Here is an 18883-nt window from a genome sequence, read left to right as displayed (position 1 = left end):
AATTACCATGACGAATTCGAGCGCAATTTCCACCAACGATATTTTGGATACCTGAGTGACTCACTGTGAGCAGCCATTGGCAACACGACCTTAAATCACGCAAGCGGCTTAACAATAAAGCGGCCAAACCGCTGGCGCGTTCGCCATCGATATCCTTGTGCATCGGTATAGCAATAATCTCGGCGTTGATCAGTCCACGTTTGTCTTTTGCGCAAAGTGGCAATAGTGATGGCGTTTATTGCGTGCAAGCTGAGGTCTGTGTCACTTTTCCCGCGCCGATACAGTTACGGCCTATCACCAGCAACACACCCGCTAACGTCACAATTTTTGCCCGTAAAAATAGCGCTGGTACAGAAGATGAGAAAAAAGACAGCCAATATTTGCTGCAGGTAATCCAAATAGAAGAAACGCTTAATCAACAGCGCCTGTGGTTGGATTTAGTTCAGCGAATTAAACAACAACACTCGCGAGTGAGCGTTAGGCCGCAGCGCCCAAAGCGATACCAGATTAAAACCATGACCGATAGCGAAGGCAGCTATCAGCTTATTAGCTGGCAGGAAGATGGCGTAAAGCATCAGGCGCTGTATCACTTACTCAACGTAAAGGAGCGCCAATATTGGTTGATAGCTACAGCGGTTGCGCCTGACACAATAGAGTCATTTAGCCAAGAGCTTATTCAGAGCCTCAGCCAAATCACCTCTCTCGGAAATCGTAACCGCTGAAACAAACAAGCCTTGTACAGAGAAGGCCATTAATCCCTATAAGAAAGCCCGCGACCAGAACCTGGCGGCGGGCTTTCGGTTGCCTTGCGGCCATCAGAGCACGGCTAGTCTTCAGACGTCCATTCAATAGCCTTGCGGATCATCTCAACCATATTGGGGTCAGAGAAATTCTCATCCACATGGCCGACGGCGGTGTAGAACGCACGACCGGCACCTACAGTGTTTTTAAACACCACAGGGTGATCTTCTACCGGGTAGTTTGAGTTATAACTACCGCGATCGAGGTTAGCTAATACCTGAACATTACCCACACCACGGGGGTTTCCCTCCCAGAAGTACCACTCATCGGCCAGGTACCAATCGGAACCGATATGATCGACCAAAGGATCATTGACCGTCTCGATCTCGACACGGGCGTAAGGGATGCCGTCACCGTGGTGAATAAACTCCGCACCGGCCATCAGAGTATCGGTATACCAGTCCCAACCGTGTTCGGTATCGGCGGCCGAGTGTGTCCCGACAAAACCGCCGCCATTTTCGATATAGCTTTGGAAGGCTGCTTTTTGCGCGGGTGTAAAAATATCACCGGTAGTGTTCATAAACACCACGGTGCTGTACTGCGCAAGGTTAGCCGCACTGAACAGACTCGCATCTTCGCTGGCGGTAATACCGTAGCCATAGTCGGCGGCGATCGCTTCAACCATCGCGATACCGGCGGGGATCGATCCATGACGGAAGCCCGATGTTTTTGAAAACACCAACACATTGGGGCAGTCATTACCGCAGTTAACCGAGAACTCCCGCGTGCGAGGAATACTCACTTCGGCACCAGAGGCATCAACCAAGGTAACCTGCAGAGTATGCCGGCCGGTGGCCAGATTACCGAGATTAACGGTATTTAAGTTAGTGACATCCACCGGCGCGCCACCATCAAGACGGTAACGATATTTCCCACCGTTCGCCAACCAACCGCTATCGGTAATGTTTACCTGCAGATTCACCGGGTCCGTCTCGGCAATACTGGCTCCCGCTGCGGGCGAGAGAATATTCACCAGCGCCAGATCCGGGTCGGCCGCCATACCGTATACCGCCACTTCAAATAGCGAGTAGCCGTAACCGGTAGCGCGACCGGTGCCGTGCATACGGATGTAACGCCCCGACTCACCATTGAGCGTGATGTCATCGACATTGCCATCGCCGCTGTCGGTCGAGTAAACCGTGGTCCAAGTGTTGCCATCATCCGAAACATCAATGGTGTAAACGTTGGCGTAAGCGCCCTCCCAATCCAGCAAGATACGGGTAAAGTAGGTTAACTCCCCCATATCCAGTTGCAGGTACTGCGGATCGCTTTGCTCACTCTCCCAGCGCGAAGCCTCGTTGCCATCAATGGCATTCGCGGCGACACCCGTGCCAACAATGCTAGAGGCGGTGACATCAATGGGCGTTAACTGCTCGGGAGAACCGGTTGGGCCGCCGTTATTACCGCCATCGGTGTTTACCACAAACTGAACTGCGTCTCCGTCGCCCACCACCGTGTTATTGGCATCCAACAAGTCGACACTTACCGAGTGGCTGCCAACACTTAGCACACCAAGGTTTACGCTGCCGGTTTGAGCCACACTAACCGCGCCGTTACCGTCCAGGTAATACCGATAGCTTCCACCGTTGTTAAACCAGTCGGCGTCATCGATAGCCACCGATAAGTTAACAGCGTCACCCTCAATAAAGGCCTGATTGTTAAACGGGGCGGTTATATCAATGCCAGCATCCACGGCGACATCGCCTTCGCTGTAAATTCGCATCTCCCAAATGGAGTAACCGTAAACCGTGGCACGCTCCGTTGCGTTTAAACGCACGTAACGACCAACGCCGGAAACTTCGAGCGTTTCGTTGCCACCGGCGCCGCTAGTCGTGCTGTAAACCGGCGACCAGGCACTGCCATCTTCTGACACCTCTATGGTATAAGCGGTGGCGTAGGCCGGCTCCCAATCAATTTGAAGACTGCCAATAGCGTAGCTTGCACCCAAGTCCACTTGTAAAAAGTGAGTCGCGGTATGCTCGCTACTCCAGCGGGTATTCATATCGCCGTCAAACGCATTGCCGGCAACGTGCGGACCTTCGACCTCAGACGACGTGGCCGACTTGTTTAAGCTCAAAAGTTCAGCATCATTCGTCTCACCGGCCTGCACCGTAAAGTTCACACGGCGCGTTGCGCCCACGGTATCACCGGCGCCGTCCAGCAACACCACCGTGACGCTATGTGCCCCGGCGGGCAGTACCCCAAGGTTTACCGTCGAGCTGGTAGTCGTCGTATCAAGGCCACCATCGACGCTGTAACGCACGCTGCCACCGGCCGTAAACCAGTTAGCATCGCTGACTGACAACGCCAGATTAACAGCCTGGCCAGCCTGCAGAGCCTGACCCGCGCTTGGGGACTGAATGGTGACACTGGCCGTTGGCGCCTGAACATCGCCGTAGCCCCACACCTCCATTTCAAACAGCGAGTAGCCCCATTCGGTGCCCCGCTCAGTGCCAACCATACGCACATAGCGGTAATCACCCGAGACATTCAGCGACTCGCTCCCCCCATTACCGCCGGATACGCTGGCGAGCACGGTCCAGTTGCTGCCATCCACCGAGCCTTCAATGGTGTAGCTGCTGCCGTACGCGGCCTCCCAGCTCAAGTTAACGGCGGTTAAGGTGGACACCTTCTCTAAATCCACCTGCAACCACTGCGGGTCGGCAAACTCACTGGCCCATCGCGTTGCCGGGTCGCCGTCAAAGGCATTCGCCGCCACCATGTCGCCCTCAATATCAGAGCTGCTGGCGGGCTTATTAAGCGACAGCAAGCCGGCCTCAGTAGCCACAGCGTCTGTGCCGTACACTGCAACTTCAAACAACGAGTAGCCCCACTGCGTGCCGCGTTCGGTACCCGTCAGGCGAATGTACTGATAATTTCCGGATAAGTTGGACAGCTCTTCTACGCCGCCCTGATCGTTATTATTGACCAGCACCTCAGTCCAGGTGACACCGTCGGTGGAGCCTTCGATGGTGTAGGCACTGCCGTACGCGGTTTCCCAGTTGAGCGTTATCGAATCGATGGCATACACACCACCTAAATCAATTTGAAGCCACTGCGGGTCTTCGGCCAGGCTCGACCAGCGCGTTGTCGGGTCGCCATCGGTTGCAAAGTCAGCAACGAATGCGTCCTGTACCGATGATGCCTGCGCGGTTGCACCGTCGGACAACAAACGTACGCCTGTGTCTTGGCCGCCTTCGAGCGAGTTAATCCACTGTTCTAACACATCGATGTACGCTGTGTGCTCCAGCGCCCGCCCGATAGGCGGCATACGATCATCCGGGTCTTCGCTCTTATCGCGAATAAACAATACCGACTGATGGGGTGCACCGGGGGTAACCACTTCGGCATCGGCTATTCCATAATAGTTTTCGTAGTTGCGAATGCCGGTGGTTAACTCGCTGACAACCTGCATATTGGCAAGCGGCGTATTAAAGCGTGCATCCCATTGCGAACCACCGTTACCGGTACCATGGCAATGGGCACAGTTAGCATCGAGGTACGACTTGACCCGCGTCTCTAAGCTGGCACTGGTATCATCAATCGCCACCATGCGATCAAAAGTATCTACCTGCGCATTATTAAAGCCCGGGTTAAAGAGGTTCATATTGTTAAAGTGAACCAGCTGATTTTCACTTCCGCCGGCGTAAGCGTAGTCGCTGTTTAACTGACGCGTGCTCATACCCAGGATTTGGCTAGAGCCGGCATTATGGCAATCAATACACTGAGTCGGGCTTGGATAAGCCCAGGTTTGCGTCCAGCTATTACCGTTGGTATCAACCACATCGATGTCTTCCAACACCTCGGTGGTCAGCAAGTCAGCATCGCTGTTATCGGCACGCCATTTATAGGTCAGGCCATAGACCTTACCGTTTTGCTGCATCACGATCAGACGTGTTTCCAGACGCTTGGTCACCGCGCCATCATCGCCCACCAACGGCAACTCAAAATGTTTCACCGCCACGGTACCGGCCGGAAACTCCCAAAACTCTTTTTCATCCCAGCCAATTTGTGTGCCGGTTGGCAGTGAGATCCAGCGCGATTTAAGCGCTCGATCCGACCAGAGTTTGGTGTTGGGTTTAAATGAAATCAAATTTTGTGTCGGCACCATATTGGCGGTATCGCTAAAGACACCGGTTTGCGACAACAGCGTTGGCACATTGGTAAAATTTGCGTCCAACTTGCAAGGCATATTCAGGTAGGCAAAGCCTGTCGGCTCGCATTGCTCGGGCTCATCGCCCTCGGCACCGAACATTTGCATTTCAAATAGCGAGTGGCCATAGCCGGTACCACGCTGGGTGCTGGTTAAACGTACGTAACGATAGGCATTGGTGTTTTCAATAATATGCAATGCCGTACCGCCAACACCGTTTAGCTCTTGCGCCAACATATCCCAGTTGACGTCATCGTTTGAGCCCTCCAGCACATAGCGCGCACTGTAAGCGCCTTCCCATTTAATTTTAATGGTACTGATGACAGAGCTTTGATCGAGCTCGGCTTTTAGCCACTGCGGGTCAGAGGCTTCACTTTCCCAACGGGTGGCATCGAGATCGCCATCAAACGCGTCCATCGCTAAGTTGCCGCCGGTTTCGCTGCTGGCCCAGGCGCTAACCACAGGCAGCAAAGGGCCGTCATCACGATCGCCCACATAGTCAAAGCGATAGAGCGCACCGCCACCATATGGCTCTTTATCACAACAGCCCGAGCCCCACTGCAGCACGTAGAGCTGGTGCGTGCGCGGGTCTAGCTCAACATCGATCGCCCCCTGAAACCCGGCGGTATTCAACGGGAAGTCTTCGGCCACCGGCGGATTGCTACCAGATGCAGGGTCGAGCACCGAAAAGCGACTGCTGTTAAAGTCCCAAAAAATCAATTTACCGCTGTAGTAAGGAGGCAGTTTAAACTCGCTTTCGATGCTTTCATCGTAGCGGTATACCGGGCCGGCCATAGTGGCCTGGTGGCGAACAGTCCAAATGGCACCCGTTGAGCTTGGCAAGTTAGTCGCGCCAGTATTATCCGAGGCGTTGTTCACAATATTATTGGGGTCAAACCCTGCGTACGGCTGGTTGTAGCCGATAATATAAGGCCAGCCGTAGTTACCCGAGCTGCATATCTCGTTCAGTTCATCTAAGCCGCCCGGGCCCTCGGCACTATCGGCCGAAGCATCTGGACCAATGTCGCCAACGTACAAGCAACCGGTTTGCGGATCCACATTCAAGCGAAAGGGGTTGCGAAAACCCATGGCGTAAATTTCGGGCCGATGCAGCGCGTCGCCTGTAAATAAGTTGCCCGCCGGGATGGTAAAACCCCCGTTAGCAGTGGGGGTAATACGCAGCACTTTACCGCGTAAATCATTGGTATTACCCGAGGTGCCCTGTGCCGAGGGCTGAAAATAACCACCCGCGGCCTTATTGTCGCCGGTAGTAATAATTAAATTTCCGGCTGTATCAAACTGCATGGAGCCACCCATGTGGCCGTGCGCTTCATCGCCGGTGATCCACTGCAGTAAAATCGACTCGGAGTTGTGGTCAAGCGAGTTGTCGGCGTTAACCGTAAAGCGTGAAACCCGTGTGATACTGCCGGGCGAGGTGTACTGAAAGTAAATGTAATTGTTTTGCGTAAAGTTAGGGTCTAGCGCAACACTCAGCAAGCCATCTTCAAACGCGCAGCGCACATTGGGCACTGTATCGGTTTGGGTGGGCGTGCCATTGTCAATATTCCACGCGTAAAGAGCGCCACATTTACTGGCGATAAACACACGCCCATCCTGAGAGATTTCAAACTCCATCGGCAGGTCGAGGTTTTCCGCAACCACCTGGCGCTGAAAGTCATCTTCGGTGGGCGACGACTGAGCAAATGCAGTAGTGGCGCCTAGGGACATAAGCGCACAAGCGCCAAGCAACGATTTCCATCCTATACGACTGCAACGCGACAGCGCCCCCGTCGCGTCAGAGTATTTATCTGGCTTCTTCATATTGTGTTCTCCAGTGCGATTGCTTTGCGCGCTTCCCTGTGTGGCTCTCACTCGTTGCGCAATAGTGTTGTTATTGCTTTTGTCGCGCCCCACTAAAACCGGGCGCATAGACCTGACACTCAAGACGAGCGGCTTTGCGATATCCGCCATGGTAAATATCAGCACCAACCCCTAGCGGAACTGAAACGACACTTAAAAGCGTGGCCGTTTCAAAGACTTAGCACCTACGCCTGACAAAATAGCCAAGGCCGCTTATCGGCCAGAATGAGAAACCGCTCACACAACAATTAACGAGAGACAAGCTCAGTCGCGGACGGTTTTATTAGCCTTATTCCCGACGCTTTACATGACGTTACTGAGATCAAATTATAACCAAATAGAACGAGTATTAACGGGCTGTGATGTCCGTACTGTCGCCCTGCCAGCCCAATCTAACGAAAAGCGGTACGCGTAATAGCCGGAGGGGCAAACACAATAAGAGCGGAGAAATAAATGGAGCGTCGTATTTCAACCAAGCGGGAAAACAAAAAAGCCGACCAGCGATTGGTCGGCAGGAGGGTATGAGTATTAATACCGTCTATTCGGCTAATTCAAAGATAAAGCGATTTTGCACACCGTGCACTTCCAGTGGTACGCCATTTTCAATGCGGGGCTTGTATTTAAATCGCTCGGCCGCTTTTATCGCCGCGCTGTTAAATACGCTGGTTGGATTACCATCGAGAGTATGCGCACTGATCACCGCAATATCCCGTGTTGCACCCGTGCGGGTTACCGTAAAGGAGACCACAACCTCTCCTTCTAAACCGCGGCGAATAGCCGTGCGCGGGTACTGCGGCGCGACTTTAACAATGGGCAAGTAATCGCCCGGTTGTACCAGGCCAACACTAAGCGTGTTATCGACCGGGTCAGTAAACTGTACCCCGGTGCCCGTGGGCGCGGCTGGGTCCACTTGAACCTCAGTCGATATCAGGGGCATTTCGGGAGGTGCCGGGGGCGCTTCAGGCCTGGCCAGGGGCGACTCGTAATCCACGATAATCTCCGCCTCCGGCATAACAATCTTGCCAATGGTCACCGACTCAGGCGGCTCCATAGCGACATAGTCCGTTTGAATCAGGGTGGCCATCACCAAAAGCAAACCAGCCGTAGCCAGCATGCCCATGGGAATTGCCGTAAAACGCATTACTGTTGCTGTAGTCATAACCCGTACCTCACGCGAATGATCGATACCAACGCTTTAACCATAGTTACTGCAAGCGTGGCGCGCAAAGTTCCTTTAGCAATAATAAGCCATGAGATTCGGGGAGAATGTTATTTCACAAGAGTAAGCAAATCGGGTTATCCGTGGCGCAGCAAGGCGTCCAGCTCATCGACAACTTCGGCCCAGTCGGCGTCATCGCTTATCGCTTGCTGCAAAAAACGTTGCTGGCTGTCACTCCAAAACGGGGCGTCAGCCAGTTTAACGTCCGCGGCCATTGGCCGGTGGCTCGCGATAAATTGCTCAATCGCTTCAGGGTTACTGGGCAACCCCAGCTGATCAAACAATGCAGACAAAGGGTGGACGGGCGACTCCATAAACGGCTCCTATACGGTGATTCGAGAGGTAAGTATAACTACCCTTACTGTAAACCTATTATACGAGGATGACGAGTGGCGAGGTTACACCAGCGGCGTAGGCAAAAGGATTGAAAAAGTGAACGGAGGGCCTCGATGCGCCAGATTAAAAGTCAAACTCGCTTTTAAAGCGCACTAGAAACGCTTCTAATTCTTGTGCATTGTCATCAGGCAAGGTGCGCCGCCCTGAGCTTTGAAGAGCCCCGGGGCCTGCTGAATGGCTCTCGTAAAAGCGCGACTCGGCCGGCGTAAACACCCGGCTCTTGGTGCCATCACGGGCAGTGCCGCTCATACTCGCCCAGCCGTCGGGCGTTATGTGTGCATCCATCCAGGTATTAACGTAAATTGCGGAGCCTATTGCATCAGGGTCGGCATAGCGACCATCAGAAAAGGTGGTGGTTGGGTGCCAAGGCCGCCCCAGGGAGGTGCTCTGGTCCGGCACGCCCGCCTCACGAATTAGCTTAGAATCTAAAAACACCAAGCCAAATGGTTGCTGAATATTGGTAGACGGTGCCGTCACATGCCCTTGAATGTCGCCGGCATCAAAGTGTTTGCCTCGCACGCGCGATACGATCTCGCACTGTTCAAACACGGCTACGCCATCACCAAAAATAAAATCAACATTGCCGCTGACTAGCGATTGATAAAAATAACTCCGGCCCCCATCGGCAAATACCGTGTCTTGAAAGCCATCGATCCTGGAGTGCTCAACGTAGGTCAAGTCGCTATCAATATCGAGCAATAAGGCCACGGCCTGTGAGTGGCGCACCCGGTTAGGATGATCTTTGGGCCGTGCATCGTTAGCCAGAAAGTCAAAACTATTTTCGATATGCAAGTTGCTTAATACCGTACCGCGCGCATTAACGGTTACCGTTGCCGAACCGGGCGTACCCCATTCATCGCGGTGATACTGTGATGCCATTCCGGCATAGGCGTCAAAGTGGATACGGGGCAGTGCATCTTTCGCGGGAATTCCAATCAGCGATACACTGTCACGCTGAATGGTAATTTTCTCGTAGTAATCACCGGGCCAAATAGCCACACGATAACGCCCCGCTTTGGGCGCAGCGGCTAGCGCCTTTGTTACCGACTCATAGCGAGGTACGTTACGGTACTGATCCGAAATTTCAGTCAACTCAGAGGCAGGCACAGGCGACACCAGCGCATGGTAGGCGGGCTCGGCTCGCGCCAAGTCCACCCCCACTAACATCACCGCAATCACCAACACAAACTGAGCAACTCTAGACCAGCCGACGTTAACTTGTCCTAGTGATCGACGCCCCCAAACCATTAGACTAACTCAGCTTTTAGTGCACCTAAAACGCCCTGCTCGCTGATACGCGTCAGCCATTGGGTGGTAGCCGCCAGTACTTTCTCGTTGCATGCCAAGCTCTCACCAAACACCTCTTTGACGTTAAGGACGGCGCGAACGGTTGCCTCCGGTGTATCACTGGCGTCGCACAGCGCTTTTAACTCAGAGGCGAGTGGATCTTGCACATCAATGGCTTCGCCTTTTTCATCAACGCCAGATACGTACCGAATCCACGCCGCTAGCGCAAGACACAAAAGGTCGATATTGCCTTCACCCTCTAGCTGCGCCTGCAATGTTTGCAGCCAGCGCTGGGGAATTTTCTGCGAGCCATCCATCGCAATTTGCCAGGTGCGGTGTTTTAAACCCGGGTTGGCAAATCGTTCGCGCAGCTCTACCTTGTAGTGCTCCATATCAAATCCCGCGGGCACTGTCAGAGTTTGGCTCACTTCTCGATCCATAAAGCGTTGACACAGCTGAGCCAGCACCGGCTCGCGCATAACCTCGCTGACGTAATCAAAACCGGCCAGATAACCACAGTAAGCCAGCAGAGAGTGACTGCCATTTAGCAGCCGAAGCTTCATGATTTCATAGACGTGGACATCGTCTACCAGTAACGCGCCAACATCCTCCCAGGCGGGCCGGTCAGAGCAAAACTTATCTTCAATCACCCACTGACTAAAGGGCTCGGCCAACACCATACCTTCATCGCGCAGCCCAAGCTTACCCTCCAGCTCCTGCCGATCGGCGTCGGTGGTAGCGGGCACAATGCGATCAATCATGGTGCACGGAAATGTCGTGTTGGCGCGAATCCAAGCCGCCAACTCAGCGCTGACCTGCTCGGCATACTGCAAAGTGACTTTCTCTAACACTTCGCCGTTGTTGGGTAAGTTATCGCAGCTTAATACCGTAAAGCTATCGACACCCGCTTGGCGCCGGGCATCGAGTGCTGCAACAATAAAACCTATGGCCGATTTAGGTGCGTTAGGGTTCGCCAAATCGTGTTTGATATCGGCATTGCTAAGATTTAGATTGCCACTGGCCGGATCGTGGCAATAACCTTTTTCGGTCACGGTTAAGGACACGATTTTAATCTGAGCATCAGCCATAACTGACAACAAGCTCGCCGGAGACTCGGGCCCCACCAGCACATCTTTAACCGCGCCGACCACCTGAAACTTCTCACCCTCCGGGCCGCGTTCAACAATGGTATACAAACCATCCTGCGTGGCCAGCTGATCTTTAACGGTGGGCGAGCGCAAACTCGCCCCGATGATCTGCCAACCCGCGGCTCCCCTATTCAGCAAAGCCTCGGTGTACCACGCCTGATGGGCGCGATGAAACGCGCCTATACCCAAGTGAACAATTCCGGCGTTGCTGTTCGCTCGATCGTAACTGGGTGTGCTAGCTACGCCCGCGATATTCGCGAGCGTTTGATTATTTAAGCGCTGCATGAAAATTCCTTAGTCGAGCTTGTAAGCTTGCTTAACAAGTTTGTACGTTAGATCGATTGCCACTTCACGGGCTTCGTCTTCTGGTAAACGATGTTCGGCCACCAGACGCGCCAAAAAGTTACAGTCCATACGACGAGCCACATCGTGACGCGCCGGGATCGACAGAAATGCGCGAGTATCATCGTTAAAGCCAACGGTGTTATAAAAGCCGGCCGTTTCGGTAATTTGCTCGCGGAAACGACGCATCCCTTCCGGGCTATCGTGGAACCACCACGAGGGGCCCAACTTAAGCACGGGGTAATGCCCCGCCAGCGGAGCTAACTCGCGACTGTATACGGTCTCATCCAGCGTAAAGACAATAATCGACAAACGGGTATCGTTACCGTACTTATCCAGCAAGGGCTTTAACGCGTTGACGTACTCGGTTTGCGACGGAATGTCAGCCCCTTTATCGCGGCCAAAATCGCGAAACACATTGGGATTGTGGTTGCGGAACGAGCCTGGATGAATCTGCATCACCAAGCCATCTTGGATGCTCATGCCGGCCATTTCTGTCAGCATTTGCCCACGGAACTGCTCGGCCTCCGCCGCCGTACATTTACCGGCCAACGCTTTGGCAAACAGCGCTTCACACTCGGCAACCGACAAATCTGAGGTGGTGGCCGTCGGGTGACCGTGATCGGTGGAGGTCGCACCAAACGATTTAAAATATTCACGTCGGTTCATCAAGGCCGCTAAATAACCAGACCAGGTATTGGTATCTTCACCGGTAATTTCCCCCAGCTTGGCCACGTTTACAGCAAAGCCTTCAAAGTCGGGGTCAACCAAAGGGTCGGGGCGATATGCGGTGATGACGCCACCTCCCCAGCCACTCTCGCGGATTTTTTTGTGGTGGCGCAAGTCGTCCAGTGGCGACTCGGTGGTGGCCAGATATTCGATATTGAAATTTTCCATCAGCGAGCGCGGCAAAAACTCGGGCTTTTGCAAGTAGCTGTTAATGCGCTCATAGTAAGTGTCGGCCGTATCAGCACTTAACACCTGATCCAGCTCGAAGACTTCTTTAAAAACATAATCGAGCCACATACGTGAAGGCGTGCCGCGAAATGCCCAGTAGTGGTCGGCAAACAAGCGCCAAATTTTTTGTGGGTCTTGCTCTACCGCGATACCGGACTTACTGGGCACCCCCAGTGACGGTAGCGATACCCCCAAGCTGTAGAGCATACGAAACACGTAGTGGTCAGGCTTGATTAATAAGTCAGCCGGGTTACCAAACGGCTGATTCTCAGCAAACCAGCTCGGGTCGGTATGACCATGCGGGCTAACAATTGGCAGGCTCTTAACTTCTTGATAGAGTCGACGCGCGATAGCGCGGGTAGTTTCATCGGCAGGAAACAGACGATCTGGGTGTAAATTCAGTGCACTCATGATGATATTATTACCGTTGTTAAAAGGTTGGGCAAAAATCAGCCTGACCAGCTGTAGGATTTTTACGCACTAAGGTATGACCAATTTATAGTTACAAATGTCTGCGCCTATGTCAATGGCGCCATTCATTACCCCTCGGGCGTAATGGATTCAGAGCAAGGCTGCCGCGTACTGAAGCAATATCATACGACGCCTATAAGCAACCTTATAGTTTTTAGGACTATATCATATATGGAGACCCAACAACGCCTACTAGCCCCATAATCCAACCTCCGCTTGCACACCGGCCTGACCAATTGTAAAATCCGACGCAAGCATACATTTAACCAGAGCGCCCATCCTGTTTTTTGGCGCCCAAAATACATAAGAGAGTGTAGACACCATGGCAAAGATTGCCTGTATCGGCGAGGTTATGATCGAGCTTGCCGCTAGCGAGCCCAGCAGCGATGGTCGCGAATTTAAAGCCCTGTCCTACGCGGGTGACACCTACAATACAGCGGTCACACTGTCCCGCCTCGGTACCGGCACCGCTTATATCACCCGGCTGGGTGACGACCACTACAGCGACGCGATCGTCGCGCGCCTGCAAGCCGAACAAATCGACACCCAGGCCATTGTCCATCAAGAGAGCACCGTGCCGGGCCTTTACATGATTCACAACAGCCCCGATGGCGAACGCGAATTTTTTTACTGGCGCTCACAGGCACCGGCCCGAGCCTTATTTAGCCAGCAGCAAGAGATCGTTATGCTCGAAGACGCCCTCAGCGACTACGATATGATCTACCTTTCGGGCATTACCCTGGCCATAATCAGCGCGGACGCCAGACAGCATTTATTGGCTTTTTTACGCCGCTTTAAAGAACGAGGCGGGAAAGTTGCCTTTGACAGCAACTACCGCCCGCGACTTTGGCAAACCCCGGAGCAGGCGCAAGACGCCATGAGTGAGTTACTCTCTGTCACTGATCTGGCGCTGTTAACACTCGATGACGAAGAGCTGCTGTGGGGCGATGAAGAGGCCGATTCGGTCGAGGCGGTAAAAGAGCGCTACGCCGCTTACAATATCGAAGAGATTGTACTCAAGCGCGGCGCCCAAGATGTGATTATCTTAAACGGTGAACAACAAACGCGTGTAGCGGTACCCAAGGTAGAAAACATCGTCGATACCACGGCTGCAGGCGACACGTTTAATGCCGGGTATCTGGCAGCGCGCAGTGCCGGCGAATCTGCCGAGGCCGCCGCTCAGCAAGCTTGTCGCTGTGCGCGAGTTATTATTCAGCACCGCGGCGGCGTTATTGATCGTGAGCTTTACCTTAGCGAACTGGCAAGTCAGTAATAAAGCCACTGTAAAAAAAACGGCGCCATCGGCGCCGTTTTTTTTATTCATTAAAGCCCACGCTAGCGATACGCCTTCGGAACAAAGCTCAGCAACCAACCTGCCACCTCATCTGAATTGGCGGGCACCTCTAACGGCCGGCGTACAGCGGGATAATCAGGGTAGCCACCAACCTCATCTTGCGAGTCGATAATTCGCCCGGTTTTGCGCCGCACTGAATCCACAATTCTTTGGTCGACTTGGTCGCGCTCCCAGGGTCGCGAGCCGGCATGAGTCAACACATGCTCATACGTCTTAGTGAGTGCAAGTGGCTGCAAACCTTGCGGCCAAACCGGCGCGTTCTTCAGTAGTTTAATATCCCCCTGAACCTGTGCCATATCGCCGCCATCAAGGTTTAGGACTTGGTTATCGCTTAGATAAACATCCCCCTGATAGGCCACCAATGCTAAATCGGAATAGGTATCTCTGCCGTAAATAAGCTGATTGCCGACTACCGCCACTTGAGGGTTCCCGGGCTGCCGCTCGCGTCCCTCCCACTCATGGTCGATATAGCCAAGCTGAACGGCGGCATTGCCCGGGTTGTACATGAGGTTATTCACCACCACCCCTGTGGCATGCGCCTTAAAATAGGGGTTGCGACGATCGTTGTGAGCAAACAAATTGCCCACTACCGCCACGTCCTGAACATAATCGTGAATCAGAATACCTTTTGAGTGCTTACCTTTTTTATGGGTAGCGTAGTCCAGCGCCTCAGCAATAATAGAGTTACTGAAGGTTATCCTGCCCGAGGTCGCCGCGGGCCCCTCGTAGCGCTCGCCCGAGGCCGACATGTTTTCGTCCACCGCCCAGCTGGTAGAGACATGATCGATATGGACGTCCCGCGCTTTCGCCCGGGAGATGCCAACCCCATCTGGCTCCCAGCCGGATAACGCCGGTTGATCGTTGGTGCCGGGGCGAACAGCAATGTGACTAATGCGTACATCGTGGGTGCGTATACTAATACCACCGCGGATAATGATGATGCCGGGGCTTGGAGCGGTTTCGCCGGCGACCGTAACAAATGGCTCGGCGACTTCGAGGCTACGCCCAGCCAAATTGATAACGCCGCCCACCTCAAAGACGACAATTCGCTTGCCTGTTTGAGCGAGCGCGGCTCGTAGAGAGCCTGGCCCACTGGCGGCCAAGCTAGTCACTTTAACGACCTCGCCCCCGTGGCCTGCCGGCGTATCAGCGCCAAAGCCTTCCACGGCAGAGAGGTCTATCCCATGCGCCGACATCGTACACAGCGACAATAACAACAACGCGAGGCAATGAGCTCGCTTAAAACAAGATCCAGACCGAGCCATAACACTGCCTCACCGAATTTAGAATTGCACCCCCAACGCTACACCATAGGGTTGCCGCGCTTACACAGCTGAATCGCAAAACCCCAGGGGTCTTTCAGCATTAACAACACTGAGCCGTCATTGAGGCGCACATCATCTACCACTTTACAACCGGCCGCACACAGGCGCTCTGCATCAGCCTCGGGGTCCGCCGAAACAAAAGCCAAATGCAGTGTTAATGGATTCATCGACGGGTAATCAGGCACCTCACCGGGCGGATTGTTATAAATTTCAATCATCACGTTATCGGTGCTGTCTGCCAAAAAGTGAGTATGTGGCGCTTTATTAAATTTATGTTTTACCGTAAAACCTAAATTTTGGCAGTACCATTCGGCCACCGCGATTGGATCTTTTACATTAAACGCAAAGTGTTCAATTCGCATCACAAGGCCCCAATATTATTTTTCGTACAAGCCAAAGAAAGTAGGTAAGAACTCACTAATCGCTGGCACATAGGCGACCAACAATAAAACCACTACCATGGCGGCATACATAGGCATTAAGGGTTTAATCAGCCTGGCAATGGAGGTTTTGGCAATACCGCAGCCCACAAATAAGACCGCACCTACCGGCGGTGTACAAAGGCCAATACACAGGTTGAGTACCATCATGATGCCAAAGTGCAGGGGTGACATACCCAACTCCATCGCCACCGGTAAGAAGATTGGGGTAAAAATAAGTACTGCTGGGGTCATATCCATAAAGATCCCCACCAACAGTAAAATGATATTAATAGTGAGCAGGATAATAAACGGATTGTCACTCAAGCCCATCAGGGCGGCGCTAATATTTTGCGGAATATTTTCGTAGCTCAGCATCCAGCTCATAGCAGTAGAGGTGGCAATTAAGAGCATAACAATGGCCGTTGTCTCGACCGCCTTAATAAAAATCTCGGGCAGCTCTGGCAGCTTAACCTCTTTGTAAACAAATACCGATAGCAGCAACGAGTAGAGAACGGCAATCACACTCGCCTCGGTCGCGGTAAAAAAGCCACCAACAATACCGCCAATCACCAGCACAATTAAGAACAGGCTGGGCACCGCATCAAATGATTTTTTAGCCAGCTCTTTTATCGTCGGCACACGCCCCACTGGGTAGCCGTGCTTTTTGGCATAAACAGCACAAACAGCCATCAAGCTCAAGGCCACTAAAATCCCAGGCAGGTAACCGGCAATAAATAGCGCCGCGATAGACACCCCGCCACTGGCGAGCGAATACACAATTAAAATATTGCTGGGCGGAATAAGCAGGCCGGTGGTTGACGAGGCAACCGTTACGGCGGCCGTAAAGTCTTTATCGTAGCCTTCTTTTTCCATCGTCGGAATCATAAAGCCACCGATAGCCGAAGTAGCGGCTACGGCAGAACCTGAAATTGCACCAAACAATGTGCAGCTAATAATATTCACAAAAGCCAGTCCGCCGGGGAGCATACCAATTAAGACTTTCGCGAACTCAATTAAGCGATGGGCGATACCACCACGCCCCATCAACAGCCCGGATAGCACAAAAAATGGAATCGCCAAGAGCGCGAAGCTATTAATACCACCCGCCATTCGCTGGGCGACTGTGACCGCAGCCGGGCCAAAGTCGATAGTGAACAGCATGGCCGCGAAGGTCGCAATGCCGATACCGATAGAGATCGGGACATTCAACACCAGCAGGACCACAAAGGTCACTAGCAAGACAATTACGGACCAATCCATCTTTCTACCTCAAATTATGTTTATTTTGTCTGGCTTAACGCTAATTGAACCCGGCGTTACTCGTAAAACTCGACGTGATCTGGCTCAGGGTCGCCGTTAACAATACGATCAAAAGAAAAGAGCACAATCAATACACCACTAAGCGGGATGACACTGTAGAGGTAACCAATTTTAATTTGCAGTGCAGCTGACATTTGCCCTAAATCGAGCGTCAAAAACATCAGCTTGGCACCGCCATAAATCATGATCACGCAGGCAAATAGCGCACAGACCACGCTAATAAAAATATCCAACTTGCGCTTGGCCTCGCCCTCTAACTTTTGCGAGAGAATATCGAGCCCCAAGTGCGCCTTTTTACGATAGGCGTACGCGGCCCCTAAAAGCCCAATCCATACCAATAAAAAACGCGCAAGCTCTTCGGTGTATGAGCTTGGCTCCTGCAGGATAAACCGAGTGGCAACCTGCCAGGTTACATCCAGTACCATAATGGCCATTAGCAGCCCTAAAAAGGCGCCCAGGAACTTTTCAATCATTGCGGTTAACTGCTTCATGGTCGACTCTTTGTTTACATCGCTTTAAAGGTTTGGATCAAATCGTACAACTCGGTTCCTTTGTAGGAGTCGTGCATCGGCTCCACTCGCTCCATAAAAGGTTTTTTATCGGGCCGTATAACCGTTACACCGGCCGCCTCTACTGCAGCCAACGCCTCAGCGGTAGACTCAGCCCAGAGCTTGCGCTCGTATACAACCGCCTCATCCATTGCCTGCTGTAACCATTGCCGCTGCTGCCCGCTAAGGTTGTTCCAGATGTAACTTGAGATTAATACGATGTCGGGCACGTACGTGTGCTCATTTAAGGTGTAGTACTTACTGACTTCATAGTGCTTAGAGGTGTAAAAGCTTGGCGGATTATTCTCAGCACCATCAACCACCCCCTGGGACAGCGCCGTGTAAAGTTCGCCCCAGGAAATCGGCGTACCCGAGCCGCCCAACGCCTGTACCATGCGCAATGCGGTTTGGCTTTGCTGCACACGAATCTTTAAGCCTTTTAAGTCTTCGGGCGAATGTACAGGGGTATCAGTCGTGTAAAAACTACGGCTACCTGCATCAAAATAACCTAAACCACGAAGATTTACTGAATCGCCCGCCAGCAGCAACCGCTCGCCTTCGGCACTGTTCAGCACCCGCCAAAAGTGGTCATTATCGCGAAACACGTAAGGAATATTAAAAACCTTCATGGCGGGCACAAAACCCTCCATCGGACTCGATGAGACTTTGGTCATAGCAAGCGAGCCAATTTGCAGCAGCTCCATCAGCTCACGCTCGTCGCCAAGTTGCCCCCCGGGGTAAATATCGATGCTCATTTTACCGCCCGAGATGCTATCTAACCGGTCGGACATAAACACGATTGCCCGGTGTACCGGGTGGGTTTGATCCAGGCTATGGGCCATTTTTAGGGTTTTAACATCGGCCTCTTTGGCACAGGCCGAAAGCAGCACAGAGACTGCCAAAAACATAATTACGTTAATCCAGCTCTTACCCATTCTTACATCTCACAGGTTTTTATATTTATTTAGTAGGCTCCGAAATCATACAGAGTATAAAAAGAGCGGGCTATCAGAATTAGAGTCAAAAGGACAATAAGAGTTTTTTACTAGCCCTGAATCGCCCGCACAACCTAAGCAAAGACTTAGGAGAGCCACATTAATTGGCCAGACCAGAGAGTGTTATGCTAAAGCCTTGGAGTGACTAGACCATCAACTCCTAGGCCACAAGCCGCCAAACAACCTGCCTGACCAATCAAGGCAATAGTTGCATATTGGACTACCAAAAACAAGAGGTGGCTGACCACTTTTATTAAGTATTAGGACCGCAAGGAGACACAAACA

General features: G+C 52.6%; 13 protein-coding genes. 2 read left to right on the top strand and 11 right to left on the bottom strand.

The genetic code is table 11. The annotated features are described in order from the left end of the window. Positions 1-65 precede the first annotated feature (65 nt). Complete coding sequence (locus SD69_RS05130; protein WP_041522355.1) at positions 66-722, top strand: hypothetical protein; 657 nt, start codon at positions 66-68, stop codon at positions 720-722. Positions 723-826: 104 nt separating this feature from the next. Here SD69_RS05130 and SD69_RS17985 read toward each other — a convergent pair whose 3' ends face one another. From SD69_RS17985 to uxaC, 6 genes are all read right to left on the bottom strand, one after another. Continuing rightward, on the bottom strand, positions 827-6775 hold the full coding sequence (locus tag SD69_RS17985) for a discoidin domain-containing protein (RefSeq protein WP_198144057.1): 5949 nt from the start codon (positions 6773-6775) through the stop codon (positions 827-829). Between the two features lie 577 nt (positions 6776-7352). After that, positions 7353-7973, bottom strand: coding sequence for an energy transducer TonB (locus tag SD69_RS05120; RefSeq protein WP_041522354.1), 621 nt, complete (start codon positions 7971-7973; stop codon positions 7353-7355). A gap of 137 nt (positions 7974-8110) precedes the next feature. Then, the gene (locus SD69_RS05115; RefSeq protein WP_041522353.1) at positions 8111-8347 is read right to left on the bottom strand and encodes a DUF2789 domain-containing protein; all 237 of its coding nucleotides are present in this window, start codon (positions 8345-8347) and stop codon (positions 8111-8113) included. Between the two features lie 145 nt (positions 8348-8492). Then, entirely contained in the window at positions 8493-9677 is a 1185-nt protein-coding gene (locus SD69_RS05110; protein WP_041522352.1) for a pectinesterase family protein, read from the bottom strand. Continuing rightward, positions 9677-11149 (bottom strand): mannitol dehydrogenase family protein, encoded by a 1473-nt coding sequence (locus SD69_RS05105; RefSeq protein WP_052480907.1) that lies wholly within the window; start codon positions 11147-11149, stop codon positions 9677-9679. Before SD69_RS05105 ends, SD69_RS05110 begins: the two co-directional genes overlap by 1 nt. A 9-nt stretch (positions 11150-11158) precedes the next feature. Next, a complete protein-coding gene (uxaC, locus tag SD69_RS05100) occupies positions 11159-12574 on the bottom strand; it encodes a glucuronate isomerase (RefSeq protein ID WP_041522351.1) in 1416 nt (471 codons plus the stop codon). Between the two features lie 382 nt (positions 12575-12956). Here uxaC and SD69_RS05095 point away from each other — a divergent pair, with 382 nt between their 5' ends. Next, positions 12957-13907: a sugar kinase gene (locus SD69_RS05095; RefSeq protein WP_041522350.1), complete on the top strand. Its 951-nt coding sequence runs from the start codon at positions 12957-12959 to the stop codon at positions 13905-13907. A 62-nt stretch (positions 13908-13969) separates the two neighbouring features. Here SD69_RS05095 and SD69_RS05090 read toward each other — a convergent pair whose 3' ends face one another. From SD69_RS05090 to SD69_RS05070, 5 genes are all read right to left on the bottom strand, one after another. Then, the gene (locus tag SD69_RS05090) at positions 13970-15100 is read right to left on the bottom strand and encodes a right-handed parallel beta-helix repeat-containing protein (RefSeq protein ID WP_198144056.1); all 1131 of its coding nucleotides are present in this window, start codon (positions 15098-15100) and stop codon (positions 13970-13972) included. A 191-nt stretch (positions 15101-15291) separates the two neighbouring features. After that, complete coding sequence (locus tag SD69_RS05085; RefSeq protein WP_041522348.1) at positions 15292-15675, bottom strand: VOC family protein; 384 nt, start codon at positions 15673-15675, stop codon at positions 15292-15294. Positions 15676-15690: 15 nt separating this feature from the next. After that, positions 15691-16995, bottom strand: coding sequence for a TRAP transporter large permease (locus SD69_RS05080; protein ID WP_041522347.1), 1305 nt, complete (start codon positions 16993-16995; stop codon positions 15691-15693). Positions 16996-17051: 56 nt separating this feature from the next. Continuing rightward, a complete protein-coding gene (locus SD69_RS05075; protein ID WP_041522346.1) occupies positions 17052-17546 on the bottom strand; it encodes a TRAP transporter small permease in 495 nt (164 codons plus the stop codon). Positions 17547-17560: 14 nt separating this feature from the next. Beyond that, the gene (locus tag SD69_RS05070) at positions 17561-18538 is read right to left on the bottom strand and encodes a TRAP transporter substrate-binding protein (protein ID WP_052480905.1); all 978 of its coding nucleotides are present in this window, start codon (positions 18536-18538) and stop codon (positions 17561-17563) included. Between the last annotated feature and the right edge of the window lie 345 nt (positions 18539-18883).

It is taken from the genome of Gilvimarinus agarilyticus, assembly GCF_000832015.1.
In the GTDB taxonomy this organism is placed as follows: Bacteria; Pseudomonadota; Gammaproteobacteria; order Pseudomonadales; family Cellvibrionaceae; genus Gilvimarinus; species Gilvimarinus agarilyticus.
The sequence above is the reverse complement of the archived record's forward strand: the minus strand, read 5'-3'. Positions and strand labels throughout refer to the sequence as shown.

Excerpts from the sequence above, each read along its gene's own strand:
- SD69_RS17985 (WP_198144057.1), bottom strand. The coding sequence starts at position 6,775 with ATGAAGAAGCCAGATAAATACTCTGACGCGACGGGGGCGCTGTCGCGT.
- SD69_RS05120 (WP_041522354.1), bottom strand. The coding sequence starts at position 7,973 with ATGACTACAGCAACAGTAATGCGTTTTACGGCAATTCCCATGGGCATG.
- SD69_RS05115 (WP_041522353.1), bottom strand. The coding sequence starts at position 8,347 with ATGGAGTCGCCCGTCCACCCTTTGTCTGCATTGTTTGATCAGCTGGGG.
- SD69_RS05110 (WP_041522352.1), bottom strand. The coding sequence starts at position 9,677 with ATGGTTTGGGGGCGTCGATCACTAGGACAAGTTAACGTCGGCTGGTCT.
- SD69_RS05105 (WP_052480907.1), bottom strand. The coding sequence starts at position 11,149 with ATGCAGCGCTTAAATAATCAAACGCTCGCGAATATCGCGGGCGTAGCT.
- uxaC (WP_041522351.1), bottom strand. The coding sequence starts at position 12,574 with ATGAGTGCACTGAATTTACACCCAGATCGTCTGTTTCCTGCCGATGAA.
- SD69_RS05095 (WP_041522350.1), top strand. The coding sequence starts at position 12,957 with ATGGCAAAGATTGCCTGTATCGGCGAGGTTATGATCGAGCTTGCCGCT.
- SD69_RS05085 (WP_041522348.1), bottom strand. The coding sequence starts at position 15,675 with ATGCGAATTGAACACTTTGCGTTTAATGTAAAAGATCCAATCGCGGTG.
- SD69_RS05080 (WP_041522347.1), bottom strand. The coding sequence starts at position 16,995 with ATGGATTGGTCCGTAATTGTCTTGCTAGTGACCTTTGTGGTCCTGCTG.
- SD69_RS05075 (WP_041522346.1), bottom strand. The coding sequence starts at position 17,546 with ATGAAGCAGTTAACCGCAATGATTGAAAAGTTCCTGGGCGCCTTTTTA.
- SD69_RS05070 (WP_052480905.1), bottom strand. The coding sequence starts at position 18,538 with ATGGGTAAGAGCTGGATTAACGTAATTATGTTTTTGGCAGTCTCTGTG.